Genomic DNA, 2068 nt, shown 5'->3' with positions numbered 1-2068 from the left:
TTTAAAAAAATTACTTCTACTTTTGCTTTCTGTAATTCTTCAAGTAAAACCATCTGATATGCATATTTACGCGATAAACGATCAGGAGAATGAATATAGATTATGTCAATTTTACCTTCTGCTACTTTATTACGTAATTTTTCTAAGGCAGGACGAACTAAATTAGATCCACTATAGCCATTATCAACGAATTTATGTTCATCTAGCAATTCATGCCCATCTGCTTTAATTTTATTTTCTAAAGCTGAAAGTTGACTTGCAATCGTATTCTCTTGTACTTGTTTTTCTGAAGAAACTCTTGCATATAAGCTTACTGTTAACATTTGATCCTCCTTGAAGTTCTTTTTTATTTGCATTTACTGAATACTTTAGCACTGGCATTAATTTTGTGTAGGCGTCTAATAAATATACCTCTGCCAACCTATCAGGTTCATAACTAACTCGTATGGCAAATCTTTCTTTACTGTTCATAACATTCCATTTAAATAATATGCTCATTATTAATCCACTACATTAAAGCTGATAATTAGTTCGTCATTAGCGTCATAAATAAATGGAGCTCTTACTTTTGGACATAAAAGTTTTCTGGAAATACTTTTTTCAAGTTTTAAATTGTTGGCAACATTGTCGTAGGTGTATTGACCACTCCAGTAAACAGTAGAATATTGTAAGTTAAAAATATGATATAAAGGAGATAAGAGGGAAGATAACTCCACTCACTATAGGAATGGAGTTATCACGGGCGTGTGCGACCGCTAGAATAATGGCTATACAACCGTGCTCATCAAGGTACACTAGCCCTATCTCTCGATACGTTTGAATAGTTGTGTGGGACATACATATGCACCCGTTTACAATCTTAAATTAACTAAAACTAATCGAGGTTATTATGATTACATCTTATCAAAATTTTATTGGCATTGATATCGGAAAATTTAAAAATGTTGCTGCAGTTCACAACCAAAAGAACACTATCAAGTTTGATAATAATGCTGCTGGTTGGCAACAATTGTTTCAAAATTTTTCAAATATTCTACCTAATTCTTTTGTAACTTTGGAAAATACAGGAAAATATGAGCTTGGCTTAGCACACTTTCTGGTTGATAAGAATGTTGCTGTACATCGAGCTAATACTCGCAAAGTAAAAAGCTTTACCTTATCTCATGGAATTTTAGCAAAGTCTGATCAATCAGATGCAAGAGCCCTTGCTCAATATGGATTTGAGCGTTATAGTACTCTATCTCTATTTGTGCCTATGTCAAAAGAACAAACAGCCTTAGCTGCACTTTGTCAACGTCGTGATGACCTTACACAAATAAGAGCTCAAGAGAAATGTAGACTGAAAGCACCTGAAAACGACTATATAAAAGAAAGTTGCCAAAAAACTATTGACTTTTTTAACAGTCAAATAGATGAGCTCAATGATGCCATACAAAAAATTATCGATGAGAATCCAGAGTTAAAAAAGCGCCAAAAAATCATAAGAACAGTACCAGGAATAGGTAAAAAGTTATCACAAGATTTTGTATGCTTGATGCCAGAACTTGGCTACTTAAGCAGGCAAGAAGTTGCTAGTCTTGCTGGAGTTGCCCCGCATCCAAAAGAAAGTGGTAAAGCTATTGGTTATCGCAGAATAAGTGGTGGCAGAAGGAACGTTCGTGAAAAGCTTTTTACATCTGCGATGGCTGCTTCAAGGACTAAATCTGCACTTGGTGCTTTTTATTCTGCTCTCATTGGTAGAGGTAAAAAGAAGATGGTAGTCATAACAGCTCTAATGCGCAAAATTATAGTGATTGCTAATGCAAGGCTTAAAGAAGCAATTAACGCAAATTTTTAAAATCTGCATAAGAAAATAGGTTAATGAATATGCGCGCCACACAAATTTAAAGCACATATTCATTAATCATAAGATCTAAGCAGTGGTAGTTGTTTGATATAAATTTCTTTCTGTAATGAACTAGGGTTTTTATTGCCAAAAATACGTTTTTCAATTGAATAAGAATACAAAACTATAAATAAGAGTTGTAATAAGACTAAATTCAAAAAATTTTAAAAAACATAGTTGATG

2 protein-coding genes are annotated in these 2068 nt (G+C 33.4%); one reads left to right on the top strand and one right to left on the bottom strand.

Annotated features, from left to right (window positions below; translation table 11 throughout):
- A partial coding sequence (locus tag Wcon_RS10495) for a recombinase family protein (RefSeq protein WP_237349973.1) occupies nt 1-356 on the bottom strand: 356 nt, incomplete at its 3' end.
- Between the two features lie 533 nt (nt 357-889).
- Here Wcon_RS10495 and Wcon_RS10490 point away from each other — a divergent pair.
- On the top strand, nt 890-1837 hold the full coding sequence (locus tag Wcon_RS10490; protein WP_063630491.1) for an IS110 family RNA-guided transposase: 948 nt from the start codon (nt 890-892) through the stop codon (nt 1835-1837).
- Nucleotides 1838-2068: the final 231 nt, after the last annotated feature.

This window comes from Wolbachia endosymbiont of Cylisticus convexus (assembly GCF_003344345.1).
This window is presented reverse-complemented; position numbering and strand designations above follow the sequence as displayed.